The following is a 24,553-nucleotide window of genomic DNA, read 5'->3' as shown; positions in this document are numbered from 1 at the left end:
TCGTACACTAACTTCTAGAACGTTCTTGTCTGATCGACCACGCAGCAAGAAGATCAAAGATAACATTTGAGCTTAACCAGCGAATATGAAGCCGGTCGATTTGTGCGGCATATTCCGGCATTGCTTTTAAACCATAGCGCTTGAGTTGCGGCACAATATTACTCTGCTGCATATGACGTTTTGAATAACGCACCCGACGCCGTAGATAAAGTTTTATATCCTTGAGGCTGGTTGGGTTTAATGGTTCATAGTTAAAGACAGCATTAGTGCATACACCAATGTTGTCGATAGGGGTATCTATTCCGCTACAAAGATTCGTCGCAGATAGAAAACCAAGCATACTATCATCGCCTATCAAACCAGTGGGCAAATAGACTTTTTGTGCAATAATATTTTTCAAGAATTCAGGGGCTAATAGATAAAGATTACCTGTAAATTGGTGTTCTTTGAGTAAGGCTGCTCGCCACGCTTTTGCACTTCGACCTTTCAAACAAGGAAAGCTGGAAACCGCATGATAATGTTGATTTAACTGGAAGTAATCAACAATATTGGCAACTGCGTTTTGTTCAAACGTTAAATCACCATCAGCAAACACCGTGATGGAATAACCATCATAGTATTGGTGAACAAAAGTATTCCAAGCATTAGATTTATCCCCCAGTTGTATCTCTACTGGAATAATGCTGGAGTAGATTTGTGCCAATTTATTCACTTGTTGATAGGTGTGGTCCCTACAGCCATTAACCATCACATATATATCTGGGCGATATTGCCCACAACTATCAATCAGGCTTTTTAGCGATTGCTGAATTGTGTTTTCCAAATTGTAGGCAAAAACACACAGTTGGAAACTAGGATTCATCAGATACACCTATTCGTAACCATGGGCATTCATTTTATGTGCAGGCATTTTGCTTTTGTTTGATACTGTTTTTCTATCTTTGACCACACTGGCTTTCCTCACTTGGTCAAGACATACTACCATAGCCAACACCGCATAAAACATTTCCAAATACGCCAGTGAAAGTGCAGCACCAGAAACACAATACGCTAAGATGGAAATCTTTGTCATACCAGCCAAGCGGCATTGCCATGAGTCCTTACCATCATGCCGCAGATAATATCGTTCTATCACCCATAGCCGCACAAAGGTTAAGAAAATAAATAACAAAAACCAAAACAGCCCTAAGAACCCTTGGTCACCCAACACCTGAAAGTAAATACTATGCGCTGCCCAGCCTTTATCACCCGGAGGAGGGGTTTTAATAAAGTCGAATTTATCAATATCTACCGCTAATGCTCGCCACACATAACTCACCTGTGGCCCCTTAAAACCGCCGCCAACTAACGGCCGATCCAACGCCATCAAGGTATGGATTTTCCAGGAATTAACTCGAGTGGTGAATGATGAGTTATCCATGGCATCATCAATGGTTGCCATTCGGTTGTACCAGCTTTGCGGTAACAAGTTATAGGCAATAATAGCGGCAAAGAGCAACACAAAAAGACTGCGCATTTTATGCCGACTTTTGAGCCAGAAATACCCCAAAATAATGGTTAAACCAATTAATCCCCCACGGGAAAAGGTACCAAGAACCGCTAAGATATTCATGATCAGCATAAATCGTAACCCAAACTTGAGTAACTTTTCTTGCGTTTCACTGATCAAGTAAATGATAAATGGAATCGTCATACACATCGCAACTGCCATGTGGTTATTGTCTGAAAGTATGTTTCCCGATGGACCTTTGATCCGGTGCCCACCTGCAGAGGCAATAAACTTCAATCCCTCAACAAACCCCATAAAGCCAATGGAAAGCACGATAACCCAAAGGAATAAGCTAAAATGATGTTGTTTCCTTAAAATAAGGCATATAAAAACGAATAGCAGTATTGCTTTAAAGAAATCGGTTAACTCCATAGAAACAACAACTTTTGGCGCTAAAGCGAAAAAGCTGGTTAAGCAAGTATGTAAGAAAAATAAAATAACAACAATAAATGGCGCATTAGCTTTAAATGACGGCTTGTGTCGATAAATGAAATATCCAAGTATCGTACTTGCTGCAAATATACTGTTATAACTTATTGATGATGCAAAACCGTAAAGCCAATATACTGGCACAAATAATCCACTCCACAGCCATAAACTAACCGCAACGAATGGTCTACGAAATGAAAAAAATAACAGAACAAGAAACGCTAAAAAAAAGACCAGATCACGCATTTAATCACCCTGGTGCTTATTATCTACATCAACAGACTGCTTAACAATATAAATTAATACGGCAAGACAACCTAAAAATAGTATCCCTTCAATCACTGTCTGTCTCTCTCTTGATATATTTTTTCGTAGGCTTCAATCATACGATGTTGACTAAAATGTGCTTCAATACGTTTTCTCGCTTTAGAGCCCATATCACTACGCAATGTTGGCTCCCAAAACAAACGATACATATGTTCAACGAAGCCTTGTAAATCATCACTTTCGACTGATAATCCAGTTTCATTATCAATGATGACTTCTTTGATTCCCCCCACCCTTGTCACTAAATGAGGAATGGACATAGACATTGATTCAATTAAAGTCATCGGCACTCCCTCTGCTAAAGAGGACATCAAAAAAACATCAAAATTCTGATAGTAATTAATTACTTGTGTCTGAGAACCGACAAAGAAAACTCGTTCGTTAAGCAGCGGCTGCTGTAAAACAAAGTTCTCTAGTCGACTTCGATCCGGCCCATCCCCAACGATGACTAAAACACATTCATTATAAAAATCATTGTGTTGCTTACATGCATCCACAAAGGCTTGTATGAGAAATTGTTGGTTTTTAATGTGGTGTAATCGCGCAACATGGCCAAATACACATTTTCTTTGGCAAAAATCCAATGTGTGACCGTTGGTCAACGCATTGTGATAAAACTCAGTATCAACCCCATTAATAATCAGGCTTACTTTACGGCTAGGGATATGTACATCATTGATTAACCACTGTTTTAAATCTGCAGATACCGTTACCATATGATGAATAACAGAACTGGTAATACGCCTTAACCAACGATATTTTTTAACAGTGCCATCGGGATCATAACTATCTCGACCATGCTCAGCATGAACTCTCAAGGGCACTCCAGCCAGCCAAGCGACCCACTGATATTCAATGGTACCTAAATTGTAGGTATGCATCACATCTGGATGTAATTTTTTGAGTAATTTGTAAAGACGAAAATATAAAGAAATATCATTACCCGCCTCTTTATTTAGTGCAAAACTTTCCACTGGAGAATGTATTTCCGAATAAAAATCACCAATTGTAGTAAGTGAGATAATAATATGAGAAAAATTATCACTTTTGAGATTATTTATACAATTTACAATAATCCTTTCTAAACCACCGACATCGAAACTATATACTAGATGGCAGACACGTATTTTTGATTTAGCCATAGTTTAATTACAAATCCAACAGTAAATGCCTTTAGATAATAAGGCTAAGATAACAATACTGTATATCAATTATATCTATAGTAAAAATGAAATATGGTCATATTCTCATGGACAGTGAAAAAGGTTAATCATTATGATTGTTAGGGCTCGTTCTCCACTTCGTCTTGGTTTAGCTGGCGGAGGAACCGATATTTCGCCATATTGTGATACTTATGGTGGTTCCGTACTTAACGTCACCATTAACATGTATGCAAATTGTACTATCGAGTTGGTTAGCGAAGATGCAGGTATAACCATTATCGCTCAAGATATAAACCAACAGTATCACACCCCAATTTGTGCTCACATCGCCCTTGAGGGAGAACTCCTACTGCATAAAGCGGTTTATAACCGTATTGTTCGCGATTACAACCAAAACCAACCTATTCCAGTAAAAGTGTATACTTTTTCCGATGCTCCTCCTGGGTGTGGCTTAGGATCGTCCTCCACGATGGTGGTTACCATCTTAAGTGCCTATAAAGAATTACTCAAATTACCATTAAGCGATTACGATGTTGCTAAACTTGCTTACGAAATAGAACGTATCGATTGTCAGTTTTCTGGAGGGAAGCAAGATCAGTATGCAACTACCTTTGGTGGCTTTAACTACATGGAATTCTATGAAAATGACCGCGTTATTGTTAATCCACTGCGTATTCGCCATGCGATAATTAATGAACTAGAGAGTCAAATGATCCTCTATTTCACTGGTGTATCTCGTTCTTCAGCCAAAATTATTGATGAACAGATAAAAGGAACCAACGCACCACACAGCGCATCTCTTGACTCGATGCATGAAGTAAAACGACTGTCTTATGCGATGAAGGAGTGTTTACTTAAATCCGATATTGATGGAATGTCTGAGCTATTCAAACAAGCATGGATAGCTAAAAAAGGCATGTCCAGCTCAATTTCGACATCGAGTATTGATGAGCTAGAAGATCGTGTGTTATCTGCCGGGGCAAAATCAATGAAGATCACCGGTGCCGGTGGTGGTGGTTTCGTGATGCTGTTTGTTAACCCTGTAAATCGTCTAGATGTCGAAAGCACTTTAAAAGAATTAAACGGTCGAATTCAACCGTTCCACTTTACGCAGCAAGGCACTCAATCTTGGACCGTGTAGCGAGCTATATTGGTAGTATGTTCTGATGAAGGAATCTTTAATGAAGCAAAAACCCACCGTTACCGCCATTATTCTATGTGGTGGAATGGGGACGCGTTTGCGTTCAATTACACAAGATCAGACCTGTAAACCCATGGTTGATGTGGCTGGGAAACCCTTTTTAGAATATTTATTGGATTACTGTATCTCGCAAAATATTGCTCACGCGATATTAGCAGTGGGGCACCATCGTAATACCATAATGGAATATTTTGGCCACCAGCATAAGAACCTAACGATCAGTTATTCTATTGAAGAACATCCTCTTGGCACAGGCGGAGCGCTAAAGCAGGCGCTCAGTCAACCTTACGCTCAACAATCAGATCTTATTTTAGCGTTAAATGGTGACAGCTTTATCTCATTTTCTCTGACTGAGATGATTGAACAACTGAATAATCAGAATGCTGAGTTAATTATGGTTTTGCGTTCCCTAGATAATACAGGGCGCTATGGCCGTGTAACTGTGGATGAGCACAACAAACTCATCGCATTTGAAGAAAAAAAAGGCGGTCATCCCGGCAATATCAATAGTGGTGTATATTTAATGCGCCCGAACTTGAGCGACCAATTTCCTCGGCAAAATACGTTCTCATTCGAAACAGATTTTTTGGAAGCTGAAATTGGTCATGCCCCCTTTTATGGTGTTTATACCAATAATTACTTCATCGACATTGGTACCCCTGAAGATTATCAAATCGCTCAACGAGATTTTGCCCAGCAACAGCACATCTCCTAACCATCAAGCTCAGCAAAAAATTCGTCATAACAATCACTCACTCGCAATAAGTTGTCTTTAAAGATCGATTCCGAACTTAATTGCGGTTGAGCATGTTTGAGTAGCTTATTGAGTTGGCGAGTCACAAGCGTTTTCTTAATGCCATTGCTGACTTTTTTCGCAACGCTAGGGCTCGTTGTCGGCCACAAGCTCGTTAATGATACTGGCGAATACTCTATTCCTATCGTGCTACACCAATCATGCCATTTAAAGGTATTAATTTTTTCCGCACTGGCGACTGGTACCCACGGAATACGCAGCGCATCTGCGACAATTGCTCCATGCATTGCTTCAGCGATAACCCACTTACATGCCACCATGTCGCCCATCACTGAATCGAAATCTCTGCGCGGATCAATGTATTTTAGTCCCATATTTTCAATCACTTCTTGCCACAAAGAATTCGCAACCGCATGGTGGGGAATATAGCCAATATTATCAGCGCGTTCAGGTCTTGGATATACAGTATCGGCCAATAAAATTGCTGGATCGGTAATTGATTTACTGGCGGGTAGACCCAACTTTTTCGCCGTTAATGGGCCACGGACAAAACGCACATCCCAATCTTGATCAATCACAACGGGGTCTCCGTATCCAGTTCCGGCCCCCAAGACAATTTTATGCCCAGATTTTGGGGTTAAGTTATTAAGGATGGTCCCAATCGCCACAATAACTTGATCTTCCTGATTCACTTGATAATCACATTTTTGGCTTAAAAATACATTGCCATTAAAGTGCGCGCCTAACCGTTTCTCAATCAATATCTCATTAAGATCATCACCAAAATTACCTGGCGTCACACGGAAAATTTTCACTATACATGTCCTTATATTTGTTATTTTAGTGGCTAGATTGCGGCAGCAACCGACGTTTTAAGATATTCACGGATGGCCGGATAAATGTCTTGTACAAGAAGTCATATTCTTGGCTGATACGCTTTAAATAGAAAACGAATAACATCGTTGTTCCACCGTAGGCTAATGCACCAACTAGGATATAAACCAATAAGTTAAGTAGTGGTACGGCAGTGATAAACACCAACTGCATACCATAAACAACCACGAGCATAACCAATGATCCGACAATAAACGGAACCACTAACCTTGCAGTTTTGAGCATGGAAATTGAAATAATCCGATTCAAAGCAACGAACAGGGCTGCCAACATCAGATAAGCGACAAGAGTTCGGTATACGGCAAAATCATAAAGATTCGCCGATGACACAGCGAGGATAATAAGTAAAAACAGTACCGAGGTAAGCGCCTCATAAAAAAACTGCTTTTTAACCTCTCCTGTTAGCGTGAAGACATCCGTTAACACTCCCACGATCATGCGAGAAAACGTCATCACTAAAAATGCTTGAAAAAGAGGAGTCGCATCACGCCATTGTTCACCAAACACACTAGGCACGATGATATTTGCGAGATATACGCCACCGAACACCACCGGAATATAAATACAGCTCAATACAACAATGGATTTATATACTTTATCCAGTAAGCGCTGACTGTCATCGACGTAGTCTGATAAGCTCGGATAAAGCACTTTGTTGATTGGCGTAATGACAAATTGTAACGCGGTCACTGACGCTTCATTAGCAAAGTTGTACAACCCCAATTCACTGACCGAATAAAACTTGCCGACAATCACTTTATCAAAAGCAACTTTAATATAATTAATCACCCCTTTCAGTAGAATCCACTTAGAAAACTGCCACTGAACATTAATATTATCAATCACAAATTTAAGCTTTTGCCGCACGATAAATTGGCTCCCTAACGCATACAGACCGTTATAGAGCAACCCAGCAATCACAACGGCCCAGTATGTGTGAAACATCATCGCTATAACCACTGATGCCGTACTTGAAATTGATTTGGTTACAATTTCAAGCACTGAGAGCTTACTGTAATCAAGCTGTTTAATTTTGAGGTTAATCGCTGGGTTTTGCAGGCCGATAAACACAGCAGAAAGAGACATAACCTTAAGGACTAACCCCATTTCTGGTATCTGCATATATTGTGCGGCTGGCTCAGAGAGTAAATAGATAAGGAGTGCGACCATCACCCGCGATAAGAAATTGATCGTCCAGGCAGCATTAATATCATGTTCACTGATACTGCTTTTACGAATGAGGTATTGGCCACTTCCGACATTGGACAATACATTAAAAAAACCTTGTACGATAAAACATCCAGCGAGAATACCAAAATCATCGCGCGTTAAATTTCGGGCAAGAACAATGATACTCACCGCAGAGAGTAACCGCGAATACCAAGATACGCATAACAATATAAATGAGGCTTTTAGAATCTTGTTGGTTTTTCCATTCATAAGTGATTCTACATTCCCTTCACATCAGATATGTGTATAAAACTCTCTTTACCTAACAGAACACGTAACCGTTTTTTCATTAATGTATACAGAGACTTATCTTGCGGCTTAAACGTATGCCATGGTGTTAAACTTAAGTAATCAAAGTATTTATGTTGGTAAGGGTGGTTACAGGAATAGAGCCACGGACGAGCTCGACCATTAAAATGAATGATTTTGGCTTCGTTGCGCACCCGTGTCAGTTCATCGCTACCTAATTTCTGATAATCGTACCGACGGAAAAATGGCGTGATGACATTGTAGGTATAATCAAGGTTTAGTCTCTGGCGATAAAACACCCCATTTAGCGCATCTTGATCTGGATTGAGAGCAATGTCTTTATTTTCTATTAAAAACCTCAGCAGTTGCTCACGGCAATGCTCCGTACGCCAACGCTGCACATTAAACAACAGCACCCCGGAATTGAAATAGCCGAATTCTAGCGGCAAATGACACCGTTTGTGACTGTCAGCAAATGGTATGTCGACCGCGCCAATAATAAAATCGTGCTGATTAAATTGGAATAAGTCCTCAATTGAATCGACCACCAGCGTATCTGCATCCAAATAAAGAACGAAATCAACGCTTTCATCGACAAACTCATCCACCCAAAGGCGTAAGTAGATATTCTTTCGATAGCCACCAATTTGGGGGAAGGGTTCTAATTTTTCTCCCGGGAACTCAACAATATTCAGTTCACTGTGATCAGAAAGGGCCACACATTGCTGTAACTTATTTTTGCTCCCTTCACTTAACCCCATTCCTGCCACGGTGATACAAAAATGAGTATGCGGATTATTTTTTATGATGGAGACAATACAAACACCGCAGTGCTGAGCAAAATTTTCATCAGTGGTGAGTAAAATATGATTCATAATCCTACCTTTGTGTTTTGCCAACTGCGGCTATGCATGAGCGCAATACCGTATACCCAAACAGCAATGCCATCTTTGGTGATAACCGCCAACTAATCGCTTGCTTCGACATCTGTTTGGCTAACGCAAAATCCCTCTTTTCTAAGGCGAATTCAGCTAACCTTGCCGCCGCATAACTTGCGTGTATTCGTGCAAAGCGACTCAGTTGAGGACTGAGGCTTTCCAACGTCAGTTTGGTAAATATATATAGTCGTGATAGCTGTTTATGCTGCTGATTCATTGCAGTTGTGACATTATCTTGGTATTGCTGATCGGGAATATGGTGAAGACTGACGACTTGGTCATAATAGAGCAACAGGTTTGAGTGGCTTAATAATCGATGGAAAAGTTCAAAGTCTTCCTCGTAATCTAAAGCTTTACAAAATCCCCCCCATTGACTAATCAATTCATAGTTATATACGGTGATATTAAGATGAGGGAAACCTCCATGTTGGTAAAAGTAACTCGCTTCAACCTGATAAATATCGCCATCATCGAGCGGTACCGAAGAGTGAAGTAACGCATCATTATCAAACCAATGTTTCGCCTTAACAGTGCCGTTAGCCTGTATGGCTTTCTGGTCGGAAAAGAGAATATCAGGTTGATACTTTCGTAACGATTGAGCAATATTGGCTAAATATTCGGGATCAATCCACTCATCATCATCATCACAAAACGTCACGTATTTCCCTGTCACATAAGATAGGCCAACATTACGTGCAATCGAGGGACCGACTCCAATTGCCTGTGAGGTACACAAATCCACATACTCAATTTGCTCTGCTAACTCGGCGAATAATGTCTGATAGTGAGCCTGATTTTCAACACTTGAACCATTATTGACGACCACGATTTGCTTTTCTACCAAAGATTGCGCAACCACACTTTTAACCGCTCGATAAGCAAGTTCAGGACGATTACAGGTTGCAATAATGATAGAAATCCCCTCCACCCTCACTGTTTTATCTGGATTGGTTGCCGAAGATGAATCATAGGTACTATTCATTGTGATAACTTCACTGTGCTGTCAGAGGGTTGAGATGTAACGGGACTTTTATCTACCAAAGACTTTTCAAAAATAAGCGGTTTAACCTCATGTAATTTAGCAAGAATCTGTTCTTGTTTACTCACGAGTTCACGCGCGTTACTTAGGATAAAATGTCGAGAGTTTTGTATTTTCCTCAATTGATATTTGAGCTGTGTTTCTTTAACCGTATTGACTAATCGAGATTTAAACCCCGAATGGATTTCGCCCCAATAAGCAGGTAGGTGAGTTAAAGAAGCATTGATATTGAGAGAGCTAAACCAATCGTGCCATTTAAAAGGTAAGATTTCTGCCGAAGTGTTAACCGGGAACCAAGGAACGCGATAAGAATCAGCAATAATGGCGCCATGCATTGCTGATGTCACTAACTTACCACTAGCAACAATATCATTTAAAATAACCTCTTCCTCATCGGAGGGCGAAATGTAATGCCATCCCATCACATCTTCAATAAAAGCTTTATATCGCGGTGAGTCGATGCCGATATGAGGCATAAAAGAAATATCATATCGCTGCGAACACTCAATCACTCTTAAACGACTGATCAGAATGCCCGGATCTGAAATCGCTAACAAAGGATCTATCCCTAACGCTTTTGCGCTCAACTTGCCGCGCACAAAATGGATAGTCCAATGTTTAGAATCAATAACATCACTATCACTATAACCAACGCCACTCCCCAAAATATGCGTAACGTTAGCGTGAGGTAACTTCTCATTAAGTACTGTTCCAATACCTACCAGCAGCACATCATCGGAATATTGTTCTATGTTTTCTTCAAATATCTCATGCCAAAACCAACGATTAAATTCATCGCCGATATTTTTTGTTTGGCAAGGGTGAACGTAGACTTTCATTCTAATGAAACCTCATAGGCTAGATGACGCAGAAAGCATTGAAGGTAAAACGGTTTTACCTTGGTATTCCTGGGTAAAACAGCGTAGATAATTTTCTATTGTAGAGAGAAAATAGGCGACATCTTGATCCGTATGAGTGTATGGCGTTAACCCACTTTTCGTACTTGGCGAATGGAATGACATTATAAAATCGCGCTGACCGACTCGCAGTTGAGCTTGAGTCACTTGTTTCATCTGATGCGCAGTAAACCCTTCAGGAGAGAGGCGATAACGCTTAACTCGCATGATTTTTCCAACTAAATGACGCCATTTATTATTTTGAATCCAAGTGAACTTTTCCGGGTGGCGGTTTAAATAGTTACGAATAGGCGGAATGACCGATAAAATCGAACTAGTATGTGGAAGATAGGTAATCTCGCTATCCACGAATTTTTGGTTCGAATAATGACTAAAGTCTGGTCCTTGTTGATGACGAAAGTCGCAATAGGCGCTGATACTTAAATCGACTTCATAACCTAAAGACTTAAGAATATTTTGCGTATTAGCACCAATGCCGTAACGCCCTGCAAGATACGTTTTTGGGCGAAAGCCCGAGATACGCTCAATGGTTTCAGTCAGTACTTTTATTTTTTCAAATTCATACTCATAAGACAGATTGCCAGGATACGACAAATGGTTATCAACACTGTCATGTTCGTTTTCAAATGGGGGGTTAACCCAAGGATGTAAATGAGTTGCGAATTCGACATTAACACCATGCTGATGTCGGTAGTAATCCACCACCTTTTTGCCATCATCACTAGTGATAAATGGGTAATCCATAGCGAGCGTGATTTTACCGCCTAATTCAATAATTCGATCCATCACATGGATTAGGTTATCAGCATGCGAGACTTTCACTTTTGAGCGAAAAAAACCGCCGTCCCAATCGAACTCTTCTTCCGCATGAATGACTATTGCGAGTTGTGTCGCGCTCATTGAACCGCCTCTTTATATATGGTTAACAACCGAGTGACTGAATTAGAAATCTTGCGATAACACTCCTCGACCCCCTCTATGCCTCGTCCATAAGGATCGTCAATATCGGCTAATTTAGGGAATTGATTATCTAACAAGTCTGCCGCACAAAAAGCGTGATTTACCTGATAATAGGCGTGCAATTTGCTGTAATTTTGTCGGTCAAAGTAAATAACAATATCGGTTTCTCGAATATCCAATTGACTTAACCATTTCGATTGGTGACAAGTTAAATCTTCACCCAGTCTTTGTGCTGCTTGAAAAGCTGACTGAGGACATGAGCGCTGCTCGATTAAGTGGAAACCAAATGAATCCCAACTGAGTGAAATGTGTTGTTGTGCGGCTGAATCTTGGAAATACGCAGCGGCAAAAGGACTGCGCATAATATTTCCATAGCAAACAAAGAGAATTCGCCGCCTAGGATTACGCTTAAAAAGAAGGGCAAGCTGTCTTTGCGTTTTATAACGTCGATAGCGGATCAGAAGACGAGTTTTGCGTAATTTGGCGAGCACTAGAGTACGAAATAAAGCTGAGCACTCGGCTAAAAATGGCTTCATATCATGCCATTGCAGGCTATCAAGCGTCTCTTTAGGTGTTATAACGTTCCCTATCTGTAATAGCCTACCCAACAAATATTTTCGCGCGATACTAGTGCCCCTCGTCTCACTGAACAACTCAAACTCCCGTTTCATTTCATAAATATCGGCAGTTAAAGCGCGGGCAGTCACGCTTCTATATTGCAACACTTTGCTCTGTGGGGGCTGATTCGTCACCAAGTAATCGACGTACATTTTAGGAAAATCGACTCCAGCATAGACAGCTAACGGTAATGATCCCCAAAAGCGAGCGTTCACTTCGACCAGAATCCATTGTTCTGCCTCATTACGCCGAAATTCAAACATTGCCACACCAGTTAACTGAGTCTGCCGACACATCTGTTCTGCTGCCTCTAATAGAGCAGGATCCAAAGGAATACTTTTCCGGTATGAGCTCCCCCCGCCCGAATTTGGCTCAGCAACCCGGACATGAGCAAATGCAGCGTACACTTCACCTTGAATCGACAGCACAGACACCCCTTCGCCTTTACCAGCAAAGAAGGCTTCAATTAAATAAGTATGATGACTGTCGTTCGCATGTTGAAAAGCAGCAAAGTCCTCCGCTGAATGGATAATGACGACTTTTTGCCGTTGACTTAACTTATCTTCTTCAAATGATTGCAATGGCTTAACGACGAAAAGATCACCATAACGTTGCTGTAATTGATCATAGCTAGTTTCCACTATAGTGGTGATATGGCCTTCGGCAACTGGCACACCACATGTTTGAGCAACGCGTTTTGTTTTCCACTTATCAAATAAATGTTCGAGTGCTTGCGGATTCGCAATCGCGAGTTGCGTGTGACTAGGGAGACGTTCTTTTGCTGACCACAGAGGATAAAGTGCTCGTTCGTCACAGGGAATAATCACATCAAATTGATAACGCTGAACAAGCGCAATCACACTGTTAAGCCAATCTTGCGCAGTAAGAGCCTGATAGTTATAAAACTTTACCGTTGTAATGTATTTACTGGCTAATGCTGGGCTGGTTCTGTCGTAGCATACAACATGAACCTCATACCCCGCCTCTCCCAATGACCGAATAACGGATAGAAAACTGCGTGTATCTTCTCCTAATACTAGGACAGAGACCTTACTTCCTGTTACAGGTTGTTGCATGCATCCTCTCTCACGTAATCGCACTCCTCAGCAGTGGACAACATTTCCATAAACCCACTCATTACCTAGTCACTATTTTTCGCCGCAACATTGCAGCGACATGAATGATCAACTCATATAAGTATTGGTAGTCTGGAAGTAATTTTCTAAACGCTATAATCATAATAAGCATTAAAGGCGTAAAAATTGCCGCTCCCGCCACAATCGACAACGCTAAATTAATAACGGGAACAAAATGGATCATCAGCAATAACTGCTCAATCCCCCAATACATGACTAACGCGGGTAACATGGGTATCAATAGCGAAGTTAATAAGCGGATCACCGGAATACCCAATATCCACTTATAGGAAATAAGCAACATCATGATGAATACGATCACGAGTATCACGCGCAATAAGGTATAGGTGACTAACTCTTCAACGCCTTGTTGATAAAGTGCAACAAAACTGCCACCAATAGCTAAAATCATCACTACATCTATCCACACTAAGTACTTCACTTTCGATAAATGAGTTAGCACACTTTGCAAAGCGATGTTAAGTGGCATAGACAACATTAAAAGACTTAATAACCCAAGGACAGGCGCTGCAGGCATCCATTTTTCACCCATTACAACCCAGACAATTTGATCTTGCAGAACATAAATGCCAAACGCAGATGGCACAACGAGCAAGTATGCGATGGATTGATATCGAATCAACTGCTCGATTAACTCTTTCTTATCATTAGAGACTTTTGTCAAACTGGCATAAAAAGAGCGGGTAGCAGGGGCAATAACTTCAGAAAAAGGCAACCAAGCGAATTCCTGACTAACCCTGAACAACCCAACAGCGTTCGCTGGCAAAAACTTCCCTAATAGAAAAGCATCAATACGCGATCGCAAATAACCTGTTGTTGTCGAGATCACCATCCATTTGGAAAAGCTCCACTGCTTCCCCCATTGTTTCATCGACCATTTAGGCCGATAGGGATGAATGCGATAAGATCCGATGACACCGATTACTTCACTAACTAAAGTACCGACTAACAGAGCCCAATAGTTTTGTAACCATAACGCTAATCCTATGGTGATAGGAAAAACGGTCAATTTCACGGCCACAGATAGCTTAGTCAGTGGTCGATAATTCAAATCTCTTTCAAACTGAAGAATACCAATATTTTTAAACGCACCAATTATGGGGATCACGCTACATACTAATAATACATTTCTTAATATAGGCTCATGAATAAAATCAGCAATATACGGTGCAACACTCGCAATAATAATTCCACAAAAAAATTTAAGAGCAATATTGAGAGACCACGCACTATTGAGTAATTCATTGGTACATTCTTGAGATTTTATTACATATTTATCACTACCCACTTCCGATAACATCACAAATAATGCTAGAACGATATTAGCTAATGTTGCAATACCAAAATCATTAGGTGCCAAGATTCGAATTAGAATCAGCGTACTAATAATACCTATAAACCTTGTTATCCATTTAGATGCCAAGTTCCATAAATAACCAATAGCGACTTTTTTATTTAAATTATCAATTACCATTTAGGACGTTACCCAAAATCACAAGCGATGTTTTATTTCTCTAGCAAAATTTTCTACGCTTAAAAATGCACTCGGATGGCCGTAACGTGATACCACTAAACAGCCTTCTTGATTGGCAAAGGTGGATTTATAGCGAGCCTCTCCCCCCATAAAATCATAGACATTAACGCCATCTTTTATGGCTTTATTAATCAATAGGTAATGTGAAACTAACCCGGGTTTAAAATGAGGGCTAGAGTGGCAATAATTCATCGCACCTAAATAGAAATACACCACACCACGATAATGAAAATTGTAGATAATTCCGATGGTTTCATCGCCAGCTTGCACATGATGCAGTTCAATGTGTCCGCTGTTCATGCCTTTAGCAATTAGCTTTTCATGAAAAGCAACAAACTTAGGATTAACCATACCACTACCGTTTGAGCTATTACCCCAACGAGCTAAATGAAGCGGTTTTGCGGCTTCAAACAACGCGAGAGCTTCATGTACCGTCGTCATGGTTGTTACTGTCACTGCACCCACTTGCTGATACTCACGTAAACTACGTGAGATCTGATACCGAGAATTACGTGATAGAACCTGCAAAAGATCTTGTTTTTTTTCTCGTAAGCTGCTCAATTCTAAAAAATAATTTTTAGTTTCCCACACCGTTCTTTCAGCAACACCTAACGATGTCATCGGGGCAAATTTTTCAGGCAGGCTTGCACCCACAACAAAGGTATCATTAGGACCAATCCATGCTTGCATACTGGCGCACATAGCATCACGAATCTCATGAGCATCACTATTCGCGATTAAAAAGTCGTTATATTCAATCCAGATCTGGTCTTCATCATGGGATCCAGTACGATGAAGAAAATGTTGTTTACGCCACCAATTCGGTGCACACGCATGGCGCTTAGTGACAATGATACCGAGCCCAACGGTTTTAGAGTTTTGTGTGGCTTCAATCAAATGAAAATCCGTAACAAAACAGTCTAACCACGTACCTATCCATAGCCAGCTTAAGAAAAAATTGGCATTAGCTCTGTTTTCAAGATCACGCCAAGCGTTTGCTAGCCATTGTTTATCTGGATTTTTGTACCACTCAACTTGAACCCCCTGCCTATCCCTAAGGAGCATTATATTTCCTTTAATTTGAGTTCAGATCTAGATAACCTCAAGATGCTGGTTCAGCAAACACGTATCGCCCCTTGGGTATATATCTGAATTAACTAAATTCACAGTACTACTACTATATACCTAAATATTGAGATGATGACAGAGCTACTCATTTTAATATCATTAAAATTTCAGATTACATTATGATTATCAATCACTAATCCCCTATTTTATAAAAAACAGTAAAACAATAGGTTTATTTTCTCACAAATAAGACAATTTCCACCAAAACAGTCAAGCATGAGAAAGAATGTCACGTTATTATAGATAAATCATAAAGCTATATAGATAATTACCGTATTGTATTTCTTTTTACTCCATTAATTATTAACAATTAAACGTTTAAAAAGCCGAAGCATAATACCGTACCTATTTTGCTCTTATTTTTTGATTGCTCTATTTCTAAAAAAGCGCAAAACTGACTACTATAGCCAAAGTTGTTATGGATATTCACTTACATCAGGCATCAGGGAATAGTATGTTCCAGAATAAAAAAAGTGCACCTAGAGCTTTTTTACTCTCTAGCATTACGTCGTCAATGATATTGTTTTCCGGTTTAAGCTACGCCAATGACTACGTTAATAGCGCTCAAAAATACTTAAGTAAAAACGATATCAGTTCAGCTACCATTGAACTGAAAAATGCCATTCAATCATCGCCCAAAGATTCTGAGCCCAGATTACTATTAGGAAAAATTTACCTACAGAACGGTAACTTTCCAGCGGCAGAAAAAGAGCTTTCTCGTTCGCTTCATTTAGGTGCCGACAAATCCACTGTGGTGCCACTCATCGCGAAAACCTTAGTGGCGATGGGCCGTAATGATGATGCCATAGAACTCATTAGTGAGTCAGACATCAATCAACCTAAAGCAAGAGCAGACTTAGTCGGATTACAAGCGATTGCGGAATTCAATTTACGTAATAACGACAATGCAAAATCATTACTAACTAAGCTCACTTCAACGATTGATAAAGGCATCTTAGATAAGTCAGTGTATTTTAATTTGGCACAAACTCGTCTTAGTGCCATCGATAACGATAACTCTGCCGCGCTCTCTTTTGTCAATAAGGCGATACAAGCAGACGAAACCAATAGCGACTCATGGTTGTTGAAAGGTCACATTGAACTGGCTTTAAAAAACACTGACAAGGCAATCACCGATTACAAAAAAGCGTATAGCCTATCCCCAGCCGCTAGCTTTTATTCACTTTACGTCGCGCGTGCTTTAGTACTTGCACAAAAGTTTAAGGAAGCCTCCCCCTACGTTGATAAGATGCTTAGCGCAGTCCCTAATTACCCTATTGCTAACGAACTTAAAGCTGCCATCCTCTATGCCGATAAAAACTATACCGGCGCAAAGGACTCTGCGGATCGAGCCATCAATAATGGTTCAAAAAACACCTCTACAATGTTGATTTCTGCCGTATCAGCTTATCAATTGAAGCTTTATGAACAAGCAGACCGTCGTTTAAAACAAGTGTTACCACGTCTACCTGCTGATCATTTTGCCAATCGCCTCTACATAGTGACGTTGATGAAATTGGGTTACGTTGATGAAGCAATCGACAAAATGGAAAGTCTCGATACTGACAAAAAGGATAACAGTAGTTTCGTCTCTCAAATGAGCTTAACGTTATCTAAACTTGGCCGCGATGATGAAGCGCTTTCATTAGCCACAAAAGCGTATAACAGCAGTAAAAGTAATGATACTGAGATGATGCTTGGTATGGTTAAGCTCGCTGATAACGATGAAAGTGGTTTAAAGGAACTGCGTTCAGCCATTTCTCAGCAGCCAGATCAGCGTAAAGCCGAAATAGGCGTTGCGTACTACTACCTTAAATTAGGTAAACTCGACGATGCTAAAGACGTTGCAGATAAATGGCTGAAAAAAAATCCTAAGGATACTGATGCCTTGGCTTTAAAAGGCCAATATGAGTTACTGATCAAAGACTATAAAGGTGCCGAAGCAACTTACAAAGATCTGTTGAAGATAGTTCCTGATCAAGTAAAAGCTCAAGAATCATTGGCACGTGCATTACTGCTGCAAGATGATTATGACCAAGCCTACAAATACGCTTACCAAGCGAAGAAAAAAGACCCTAACAGTATCGCAGCAATCCAACTTTTATTTAGCAGTGCACAAAAAACTGGTCGAATGGATGACGTTATTGAGCTTATCGATCAGCAACTTAAGCAATCCCCTTCAGACCTATCACTGTTGCATCAAAAAGCATTTGCTCTCATTACTGAGCAGAAGACCCAGCCCGCACTCACTTTATTAGAAAATATTCCTGACGAAGAAAAAACTGGCGAAACATGGTCTCTCATCGGGAACCTCTATTTTATGAAAAAACTCTGGTTCGATGCCGACAGAGCCTATCAAAAATGGCGCAAGCTATCACCTAATAGTGTCAATGCTTATTTACGTTCTATTCAAGTTGATGAAGAATCGGATAATCTCTCTGCGGGGATCGCTCTCACGCAGAAAGCTCAACAACAATTTCCTAACGATATTCGTTTCCCCTTAATTAAAATCAACTTATTAATTAAGTCGAAACAAATCGCTGAAGCGCAAAAGCTGTTAAACAATTTGCCAGCAGAACCTAAAGGTTCCGTGTACGCTTTGAAGCTGCAAGAGAGAATTCATGTTGCTAACCGGGACTTTCCCAAAGCACTGCAACTTCAAGAACAAATTTACAAAAAAGCCCCTGGCTTAGTCGCTGCTCGGGAGTTAGCGTCTCTATACGAAGCATCTGGTGAACGTAAAAAAGCGATCGATTTTTTACAAAATGAAATAGAAACTAGGCCAGAAAAAGCTCGACCTCTGCAACTACTATTGGCCGATATTCAAAGCCGTTATAAACCAGAAGACGCGATTGAACAGTACCAAACGATTATCAAACGAGAGCCTAAAAACCTAATCGCACTAAATAACATTGCATGGTTATATATCAATAAGAACGATTATGATACTGCTTGTAACTATTCGGTAAAAGCGTATGACATGGCGAAAAATCAGCCTGTCATTATCGATACATACGGTTACTGTTTACTTAAACAAGGAAATAAAGAGAAAAATAAAGAGAAAGTAACTGAGGCTGTATCGTTGCTATCCCAAGCGTATAAAACGACTAAAGGATACAACAATGCAGAAATTGCCTTGCATTATGCTGAAAGTCTAATTTCCAATAAACAGTACGCACTGGCGAAAGATGTCTTAAATGATATCGATACCAACAATGCTAAGCTTACGGCAATGAAAAGTAATTTAGAAAACTTGCTCAAGAATATTTAACAAGCTATACGTTGCCTCACACTCTCGGTGTGAGGCAACGCTTTTCTAATCACGGACAGTGGATACTGCCCAACCATTAAATACCTTATAAAGAGCTAACGTTAAAACACAGCCAGTTACGTATTTAATTAACGGGAACCAATTCATGAACACCTTCATTCAGTTTCTCATTCGTTGCTTTGTTGTATCCGTTATTCTGTATCTGCCCAATGTTCACGCCATGTCGTTGCCAGATACTATTCAAGCCATTAGGCCATCCATTGTTGGTATTGGCACCTACAGCCGCCTTTCCGATCAACATTCTCGCTATTTAGGCACCGGATTTGTTATTAAAGATGGCAGTTATGTTGCAACCAATGCGCATGTCATTCCTGAAGTATTAAATGAAGAAGCAAAAGAACAAATCGCCGTTTATGTTGGTCGCGGCGCTCATCCTAAAATTCGGTTTGCAGATGTCGTTGCGATTGATCAAATCTATGATATCGCAATTCTTAAAATTCCAGGGGAGCCTCTAAAACCATTAACCTTGTCAGCACATCAAGTTCGCGAAGGGGAACAAATCGCATTTACGGGTTACCCTATTGGAGCAGTGTTAGGGCTTTATCCTGTGACTCATCGCGGTATCGTTTCCTGTATCACGCCAGTTGTCACCCCAGCACGAACATCACGAGAATTAACGGTTAATCAAATTAAGCGTCTTAGACATCCTTATATGGTGTATCAGTTAGACGCCACAGCTTACCCGGGGAATAGTGGCAGCCCAGTCTATGAGGTCGATACAGGAAATGTGGTTGCGATCGTCAACAAAGTACTGGTAAAAACGACCAAAGAAGCCATTTTGTCTGATCCAAGCGCGATCACATATGCAATACCAATCAAACACTTAATCGCTCTTGCCCGGAATGCTAAGTAACGCCGAATAAGGAATGTTGAATCATGTTGCAAAGTCTAAAAATACTCACCTTAATGGGCTATACCGTATTAATTGGCTACGTTTCTCTGGCAAGTGACTCCTCACCTGATGCGGTCGTCCCTGACTTAAACAGTTTTGGCGTGCCCGATCTCGATAAAATGGCACATATTAGCGCTTATCTTGTCTTTGCCATTTTATGCAGCGTACTGCTGCGATTAGACAAAATAAAAACCATATTTGGGGCAGCAATCGTGGTCATTTTCTACAGCGCTGCACTTGAATATTTACAGGTGTTTGTGCCTTTAAGAGAACCGTCTTGGCTGGATTTTCTGGCTAACTTTTGTGGCGTTGTGATTGGCTCACTATGTGTTATCTGGTGGCAAAAAAACGCCAAACATAAACCTCGTAAGGGTTTCGCAACCGACTAGACACCTGTTGGTCATTACGACTAACAATACAAAGCCCTCAATTCATATACATGAATTGAGGGCTTAGATTTAATCAATAATGATCCACTAGCACGGTTTATTGTTGAGTAACACTTCTCTTTGGTCAGCGAATTTTTTCGCAGCAAGTAACCGTTTTAGCCGCTGTAATGGACCTCGATTTCCCCAGTGCAGCTTACCCTTACGGTATAGACAGCGCATAGTGTCAAATTGCATGTAATTGGGGACGGCCATCGGTGCACGTTTATTCAATAAAATGATTAATACTTCTGACGTTAATAAACCAGTGGCGATATTACAGGCGCAAGCGAGAGATGGCCCAGAATGGTCGGAAGAGTCGACTTTACTGGTGTCCATATACTTCCAGTGAGTTCCCCATGGGGCGACACCAACAGTAAAAGCAATTAACTGCTCAAACAAATCCATATCATCGTTAATATCAAAATATTCGTCAAAGCTCAAACCATTAGGCACAAACACACTCATCGTGCCTGAGAACCCTAGCGGAGCAGCGAAAACCACAGGCTTCCCGCATTTACGCGCAGTTTTATGCAATAACCTTCTCGCGGGCATTGAAAAGAAATCTATTGCATCAACAATAATATCAGCATTGCTAACGAAATCAACCACATTGTCTTCTTGAATACCATTAGGGAACATTTTGATATCAACCGATGGGTGAATGTCTTTCGCCATTTCAGTCATCACTTCAACTTTCGGTCTATCTGCGGTAGAGGAGGTCGCGCCAATCTGACGATTGACATTTTTAATGCTAAATTCATCAAAGTCGGCCAGGTTAAAACGCCCAATCCCCATCCGAACTAAATCGATCAGCTCTCGCCCCCCTAAACCGCCACACCCCGCCACTGCAACCCGAGAATGCTTTAGTCGTGTTTGCTCTTCCTCAGTCACCAAACCAATATTACGAGTAACTGCCAATTTATAATATTCTTGACTATCCATTATGTTCACCTTGGCATCTGGATTATCCCAGAAATGATATCAATGTCTCGTTGTCCAAAACGCTAAACTAGAATGGGAAAGCTTGTCCAACCCGTTCATATTCATCACGTAGAAGTAACAAATCTTTCTCGTCAAGTGAGTGAATGTAATCCGTTCTTTCTGCTAAGAAATAGTGCAACAATTCATTCGATAATGGGCGTCCTTCCCCTTTCTTACGATTGTAGTTTTCAGTGAAAAAGAAACGGTGTAAATCTGCATCAAACTCTCGACCAGAATAAAACGCTTGCGCCTTTTCATTCGCCTTAGAAATATTAAGTCGATGCCCCTGAACCTTACGAATGTATGCTGCCGAGTAAGGCACGAGTTCCCCTAAAGGTTCAAATAAACATATTTTTTGATAAAAACGGCAATGGCGTTCAGCGACTGAACAGCACAAGTCGGTAACCCCTTTTAATTCAGCAAATTGAAATAACAGCTTGAACATATGCAGAAACACTTTGTACTTGGTGTACTCGGGGTTAAGAGCGAAGGCTGTCACTTCCGCTACCTTGCCACCTTCAGCACGAATTTTCTCAATTTGATCGCCACAAAACTCTTCCATGGGTAAGCCCATAGGGCTATCAAATACAATCGAAACCGTTCCAACAACTTTGTCCGAATCTCTAAAGTTCTGCGGTGTTTTCGCTTCTAATTCTTCGTGAAAATTGGCAATGAAAATACGAGTTTCAGGCAAAAAGTGATATTTGGTAAATCTGATGCCCTGATGATCGTCTTGCTGCAAACCTGCTTCCACATAGTTGTCCCAAACCAAAGTGAATGCACGTTCAATCTCTTCCTTTTTCACCGCTATTTTGTAGGTAACCGCTCGCGCGCTTTGCTCTCCATCGCCGCCATCTTTAGCGATACGCACTTCCTTACGTCTCTCCACAGGCACTGTTTTGCCATTTAATTCCGTGAGTGGTACCTTTTCCGTTATCGCCATGAGTTCACCTCCAAACTGACCAAAATCACAATGAATTGAGTTTGGTATACGATGTCATTACCCGAGTCTTAGCTTATTAAAAGCCACAGAAACCCATCCCTAAATAGTACGGTAGCGTATATTTGAGGATTAAGTTGCTCAAAATAGAAAAGAATAAAATTAATTTAGCAATGTTTTATTTTATAGAAATTTTACATTCCTACATTGCAGCATTCACTTTATTTAATTTCTCGAGTAATTACTACTAAACGTTTAGCGTATTTTCTTCCAATAAATTTTATTTCTATAAATAAATCATAGCGTAACTTCTATTTGTCTGTTTTTTTTACACACTATTAAAATGTGATAAAAAACAATAAAAATAGTAAAACATATTGTTTTAACTAACTATTAAAAGATAATTACACACTCATAATTACAATATTGTTAATTTAAATAGGTTACTTGTCAGTGTATTTTACAGGTTACTCAAATTAGCATGAATATATTCATCACTCCTAACGCAACCACCTGATTAATCTATTTAATTACGATTGGCATTATTCCTGCTAAATGATATCCGCAATAAAAAAACTAACACAATTCGGATGTCGATGTGGAGATTAATTACATGGCTATATTAAGCAAAATGATAAAAGGATTCTTGCTCTGTTTTGCACTCGCAAGTGCAAGCCAAGCATATGCAGGATCTTTTTCACTCGCTGGTTTAGATTGGGCTGTTGATATCGATGGAAATGGCGACACCTCTGACGGACTTGTCGATATCGATACGCTAGATTTTGCGGGTTATACTTTAGTTTCAGTTTCTGATACCGACTTTAGCGGAACATTGACTGATAATGATACCTTTACTGACTACAATTATCTTACCGCCGATGATCTCGCTGGTATCTACACGCTGAATACCATGACTGGGACATTGGATAATACTGTGACTTTTGGCAGCTTAACGTATTCGACGGCCTATTTCGATGGTTCGACGATGAGTTGGTATGATGCCTCTGATACCTCAATCCTAACCATTAGCGTAACCAGCGGTAGTTCATTATTGCTATTGGATGGTACTGATTTAACCATCGGTCAAATATCTCTAACGCTCAGCATTGATTCTGTCGTTGCCGACTATTTCTATGTTGATGTGAATGGGACTTGGGTCGATCTTGCAGACTTAGTCGCGAGTAAACCTTATGACGCTTACTACTTTAGTGTGCTGACTTATGCTGGGGTACCTGATGCAATCCTTGCGGCTTATGAGGCTGAGCTTAATGCTTATACCACAGTGGATACTAGCACTTATTTAACTGATTATGCAGGAATAGCCACTGTAGATTTAACAGATGCCTTTACTGGTTCTGGCTATACGTTTGTGGTCGTCAATGACGGTACGGTCGACCTCACTCGCCGAGTTCCTGAGCCAGGCATGCTTACTTTAATGGGACTCGCTTTTATTGGTTTAGCCGGACTACAGCGTCGCCGCAAATTCCAACTTAAACTAACGCATTGCTAAGCCATTTATCACTCTGACTTTATATCTAAATAATGATGTCACTGACACGAGAGAAATCTTTGGAAGTGGCATCTATTTTAATCCCTTCCCCCTTACTTATCTTTATTTAAATTTTTAATTTCAATAGGTTAAATTAATCCTACTTAACCAGTGTCAGGATAATTTACATTCATCTCGATATCAAAATAATTAAATATCGTTTTTATTCAATATCTTATTATGATAATAATCTCATAATAACAAGATAATAAGTACAACTTATTGAATATAAACTAATAGTCATATTTATATTTATATGCAACCATGTCAAACATCTATACAGTCTAACGTTCCCCTCCTCGTCCAATCTCACTAATTTTAATTTAACTTATTGAAAAATATATA

Annotated in this window: 20 protein-coding genes; 6 read left to right on the top strand and 14 right to left on the bottom strand. The window is 40.2% G+C overall.

The window, feature by feature from the left end:
- Positions 1-7: 7 nt before the first annotated feature.
- From I1A42_RS16910 to I1A42_RS16900, 3 genes are all read right to left on the bottom strand, one after another.
- Entirely contained in the window at positions 8-862 is an 855-nt protein-coding gene (locus I1A42_RS16910; protein WP_196124149.1) for a glycosyltransferase family A protein, read from the bottom strand.
- 9 nt (positions 863-871) lie between these two features.
- Positions 872-2,224 (bottom strand): putative O-glycosylation ligase, exosortase A system-associated, encoded by a 1,353-nt coding sequence (locus I1A42_RS16905; protein ID WP_196124148.1) that lies wholly within the window; start codon positions 2,222-2,224, stop codon positions 872-874.
- Between the two features lie 92 nt (positions 2,225-2,316).
- Entirely contained in the window at positions 2,317-3,447 is a 1,131-nt protein-coding gene (locus I1A42_RS16900; RefSeq protein ID WP_196124147.1) for a glycosyltransferase, read from the bottom strand.
- 133 nt (positions 3,448-3,580) lie between these two features.
- On the opposite strand from I1A42_RS16900, the gene I1A42_RS16895 reads away from it, so the two are divergent.
- A complete protein-coding gene (locus I1A42_RS16895) occupies positions 3,581-4,609 on the top strand; it encodes a GHMP family kinase ATP-binding protein (RefSeq protein ID WP_196124146.1) in 1,029 nt (342 codons plus the stop codon).
- A 40-nt stretch (positions 4,610-4,649) separates the two neighbouring features.
- Positions 4,650-5,384 carry a nucleotidyltransferase family protein gene (locus tag I1A42_RS16890; RefSeq protein ID WP_196124145.1) on the top strand — a complete coding sequence of 245 codons (735 nt, stop codon included), beginning with the start codon at positions 4,650-4,652 and terminating at the stop codon, positions 5,382-5,384.
- Here the strand turns inward: I1A42_RS16890 and I1A42_RS16885 are convergent.
- The 9 genes from I1A42_RS16885 to I1A42_RS16845 form a co-directional block, all read right to left on the bottom strand.
- Positions 5,381-6,238 (bottom strand): polysaccharide pyruvyl transferase family protein, encoded by an 858-nt coding sequence (locus I1A42_RS16885; protein WP_196124144.1) that lies wholly within the window; start codon positions 6,236-6,238, stop codon positions 5,381-5,383. The two genes, I1A42_RS16890 and I1A42_RS16885, sit on opposite strands and share 4 nt — an antisense overlap.
- 25 nt (positions 6,239-6,263) lie before the next feature.
- Positions 6,264-7,757, bottom strand: coding sequence for an oligosaccharide flippase family protein (locus I1A42_RS16880; protein ID WP_196124143.1), 1,494 nt, complete (start codon positions 7,755-7,757; stop codon positions 6,264-6,266).
- 8 nt (positions 7,758-7,765) lie between these two features.
- Complete coding sequence (locus tag I1A42_RS16875) at positions 7,766-8,671, bottom strand: glycosyltransferase family 8 protein (protein WP_161158048.1); 906 nt, start codon at positions 8,669-8,671, stop codon at positions 7,766-7,768.
- A 4-nt stretch (positions 8,672-8,675) separates the two neighbouring features.
- Positions 8,676-9,716 carry a glycosyltransferase family 2 protein gene (locus I1A42_RS16870; RefSeq protein WP_161158049.1) on the bottom strand — a complete coding sequence of 347 codons (1,041 nt, stop codon included), beginning with the start codon at positions 9,714-9,716 and terminating at the stop codon, positions 8,676-8,678.
- Positions 9,713-10,612, bottom strand: a complete 900-nt coding sequence (locus tag I1A42_RS16865; RefSeq protein WP_161158050.1) for a polysaccharide pyruvyl transferase family protein — start codon at positions 10,610-10,612, stop codon at positions 9,713-9,715. Before I1A42_RS16865 ends, I1A42_RS16870 begins: the two co-directional genes overlap by 4 nt.
- Positions 10,613-10,624: 12 nt before the next feature.
- Positions 10,625-11,590: a polysaccharide deacetylase family protein gene (locus tag I1A42_RS16860; protein WP_161158051.1), complete on the bottom strand. Its 966-nt coding sequence runs from the start codon at positions 11,588-11,590 to the stop codon at positions 10,625-10,627.
- Positions 11,587-13,344 (bottom strand): arsenate reductase/protein-tyrosine-phosphatase family protein, encoded by a 1,758-nt coding sequence (locus I1A42_RS16855; protein WP_161158052.1) that lies wholly within the window; start codon positions 13,342-13,344, stop codon positions 11,587-11,589. The genes I1A42_RS16860 and I1A42_RS16855 overlap by 4 nt, the downstream gene beginning before the upstream one ends.
- Before the next feature lie 61 nt (positions 13,345-13,405).
- Positions 13,406-14,899, bottom strand: a complete 1,494-nt coding sequence (locus I1A42_RS16850) for an oligosaccharide flippase family protein (RefSeq protein ID WP_161158053.1) — start codon at positions 14,897-14,899, stop codon at positions 13,406-13,408.
- A gap of 18 nt (positions 14,900-14,917) precedes the next feature.
- Complete coding sequence (locus I1A42_RS16845) at positions 14,918-16,024, bottom strand: GNAT family N-acetyltransferase (RefSeq protein ID WP_161158054.1); 1,107 nt, start codon at positions 16,022-16,024, stop codon at positions 14,918-14,920.
- Positions 16,025-16,541: 517 nt separating this feature from the next.
- Here I1A42_RS16845 and prsT point away from each other — a divergent pair.
- From prsT to I1A42_RS16830, 3 genes are all read left to right on the top strand, one after another.
- The gene (gene prsT, locus I1A42_RS16840) at positions 16,542-19,358 is read left to right on the top strand and encodes an XrtA/PEP-CTERM system TPR-repeat protein PrsT (RefSeq protein ID WP_161158598.1); all 2,817 of its coding nucleotides are present in this window, start codon (positions 16,542-16,544) and stop codon (positions 19,356-19,358) included.
- 145 nt (positions 19,359-19,503) lie between these two features.
- Positions 19,504-20,271, top strand: a complete 768-nt coding sequence (locus I1A42_RS16835; protein WP_161158599.1) for a S1 family peptidase — start codon at positions 19,504-19,506, stop codon at positions 20,269-20,271.
- Positions 20,272-20,294: 23 nt separating this feature from the next.
- On the top strand, positions 20,295-20,699 hold the full coding sequence (locus tag I1A42_RS16830) for a VanZ family protein (RefSeq protein WP_161158600.1): 405 nt from the start codon (positions 20,295-20,297) through the stop codon (positions 20,697-20,699).
- Between the two features lie 87 nt (positions 20,700-20,786).
- On the opposite strand, the gene I1A42_RS16825 is transcribed toward I1A42_RS16830, so the two are convergent.
- Both I1A42_RS16825 and I1A42_RS16820 read right to left on the bottom strand, forming a co-directional pair.
- Complete coding sequence (locus tag I1A42_RS16825) at positions 20,787-21,680, bottom strand: ThiF family adenylyltransferase (protein WP_196124142.1); 894 nt, start codon at positions 21,678-21,680, stop codon at positions 20,787-20,789.
- Positions 21,681-21,747: 67 nt separating this feature from the next.
- Positions 21,748-22,662 (bottom strand): N-acyl amino acid synthase FeeM domain-containing protein, encoded by a 915-nt coding sequence (locus tag I1A42_RS16820; RefSeq protein WP_161158602.1) that lies wholly within the window; start codon positions 22,660-22,662, stop codon positions 21,748-21,750.
- Between the two features lie 610 nt (positions 22,663-23,272).
- Between I1A42_RS16820 and I1A42_RS16815 the strand changes: the two genes are divergently transcribed.
- Positions 23,273-24,169 (top strand): PEP-CTERM sorting domain-containing protein, encoded by an 897-nt coding sequence (locus I1A42_RS16815; protein WP_161158025.1) that lies wholly within the window; start codon positions 23,273-23,275, stop codon positions 24,167-24,169.
- The last annotated feature ends 384 nt before the right edge of the window (positions 24,170-24,553 follow it).

This window comes from Vibrio nitrifigilis, assembly GCF_015686695.1.
In the GTDB taxonomy this organism is placed as follows: domain Bacteria; phylum Pseudomonadota; class Gammaproteobacteria; order Enterobacterales; family Vibrionaceae; genus Vibrio; species Vibrio nitrifigilis.
Note: the sequence above shows the minus strand (reverse complement) of the source record. Positions and strands in the feature narration are given on the sequence as shown.

Excerpts from the sequence above, each read along its gene's own strand:
- I1A42_RS16910 (WP_196124149.1), bottom strand. The coding sequence starts at position 862 with ATGAATCCTAGTTTCCAACTGTGTGTTTTTGCCTACAATTTGGAAAAC.
- I1A42_RS16905 (WP_196124148.1), bottom strand. The coding sequence starts at position 2,224 with ATGCGTGATCTGGTCTTTTTTTTAGCGTTTCTTGTTCTGTTATTTTTT.
- I1A42_RS16900 (WP_196124147.1), bottom strand. The coding sequence starts at position 3,447 with ATGGCTAAATCAAAAATACGTGTCTGCCATCTAGTATATAGTTTCGAT.
- I1A42_RS16895 (WP_196124146.1), top strand. The coding sequence starts at position 3,581 with ATGATTGTTAGGGCTCGTTCTCCACTTCGTCTTGGTTTAGCTGGCGGA.
- I1A42_RS16890 (WP_196124145.1), top strand. The coding sequence starts at position 4,650 with ATGAAGCAAAAACCCACCGTTACCGCCATTATTCTATGTGGTGGAATG.
- I1A42_RS16880 (WP_196124143.1), bottom strand. The coding sequence starts at position 7,757 with ATGAATGGAAAAACCAACAAGATTCTAAAAGCCTCATTTATATTGTTA.
- I1A42_RS16875 (WP_161158048.1), bottom strand. The coding sequence starts at position 8,671 with ATGAATCATATTTTACTCACCACTGATGAAAATTTTGCTCAGCACTGC.
- I1A42_RS16870 (WP_161158049.1), bottom strand. The coding sequence starts at position 9,716 with ATGAATAGTACCTATGATTCATCTTCGGCAACCAATCCAGATAAAACA.
- I1A42_RS16865 (WP_161158050.1), bottom strand. The coding sequence starts at position 10,612 with ATGAAAGTCTACGTTCACCCTTGCCAAACAAAAAATATCGGCGATGAA.
- I1A42_RS16860 (WP_161158051.1), bottom strand. The coding sequence starts at position 11,590 with ATGAGCGCGACACAACTCGCAATAGTCATTCATGCGGAAGAAGAGTTC.
- I1A42_RS16855 (WP_161158052.1), bottom strand. The coding sequence starts at position 13,344 with ATGCAACAACCTGTAACAGGAAGTAAGGTCTCTGTCCTAGTATTAGGA.
- I1A42_RS16850 (WP_161158053.1), bottom strand. The coding sequence starts at position 14,899 with ATGGTAATTGATAATTTAAATAAAAAAGTCGCTATTGGTTATTTATGG.
- I1A42_RS16845 (WP_161158054.1), bottom strand. The coding sequence starts at position 16,024 with ATGCTCCTTAGGGATAGGCAGGGGGTTCAAGTTGAGTGGTACAAAAAT.
- prsT (WP_161158598.1), top strand. The coding sequence starts at position 16,542 with ATGTTCCAGAATAAAAAAAGTGCACCTAGAGCTTTTTTACTCTCTAGC.
- I1A42_RS16835 (WP_161158599.1), top strand. The coding sequence starts at position 19,504 with ATGAACACCTTCATTCAGTTTCTCATTCGTTGCTTTGTTGTATCCGTT.
- I1A42_RS16830 (WP_161158600.1), top strand. The coding sequence starts at position 20,295 with ATGTTGCAAAGTCTAAAAATACTCACCTTAATGGGCTATACCGTATTA.
- I1A42_RS16825 (WP_196124142.1), bottom strand. The coding sequence starts at position 21,680 with ATGGATAGTCAAGAATATTATAAATTGGCAGTTACTCGTAATATTGGT.
- I1A42_RS16820 (WP_161158602.1), bottom strand. The coding sequence starts at position 22,662 with ATGGCGATAACGGAAAAGGTACCACTCACGGAATTAAATGGCAAAACA.
- I1A42_RS16815 (WP_161158025.1), top strand. The coding sequence starts at position 23,273 with ATGGCTATATTAAGCAAAATGATAAAAGGATTCTTGCTCTGTTTTGCA.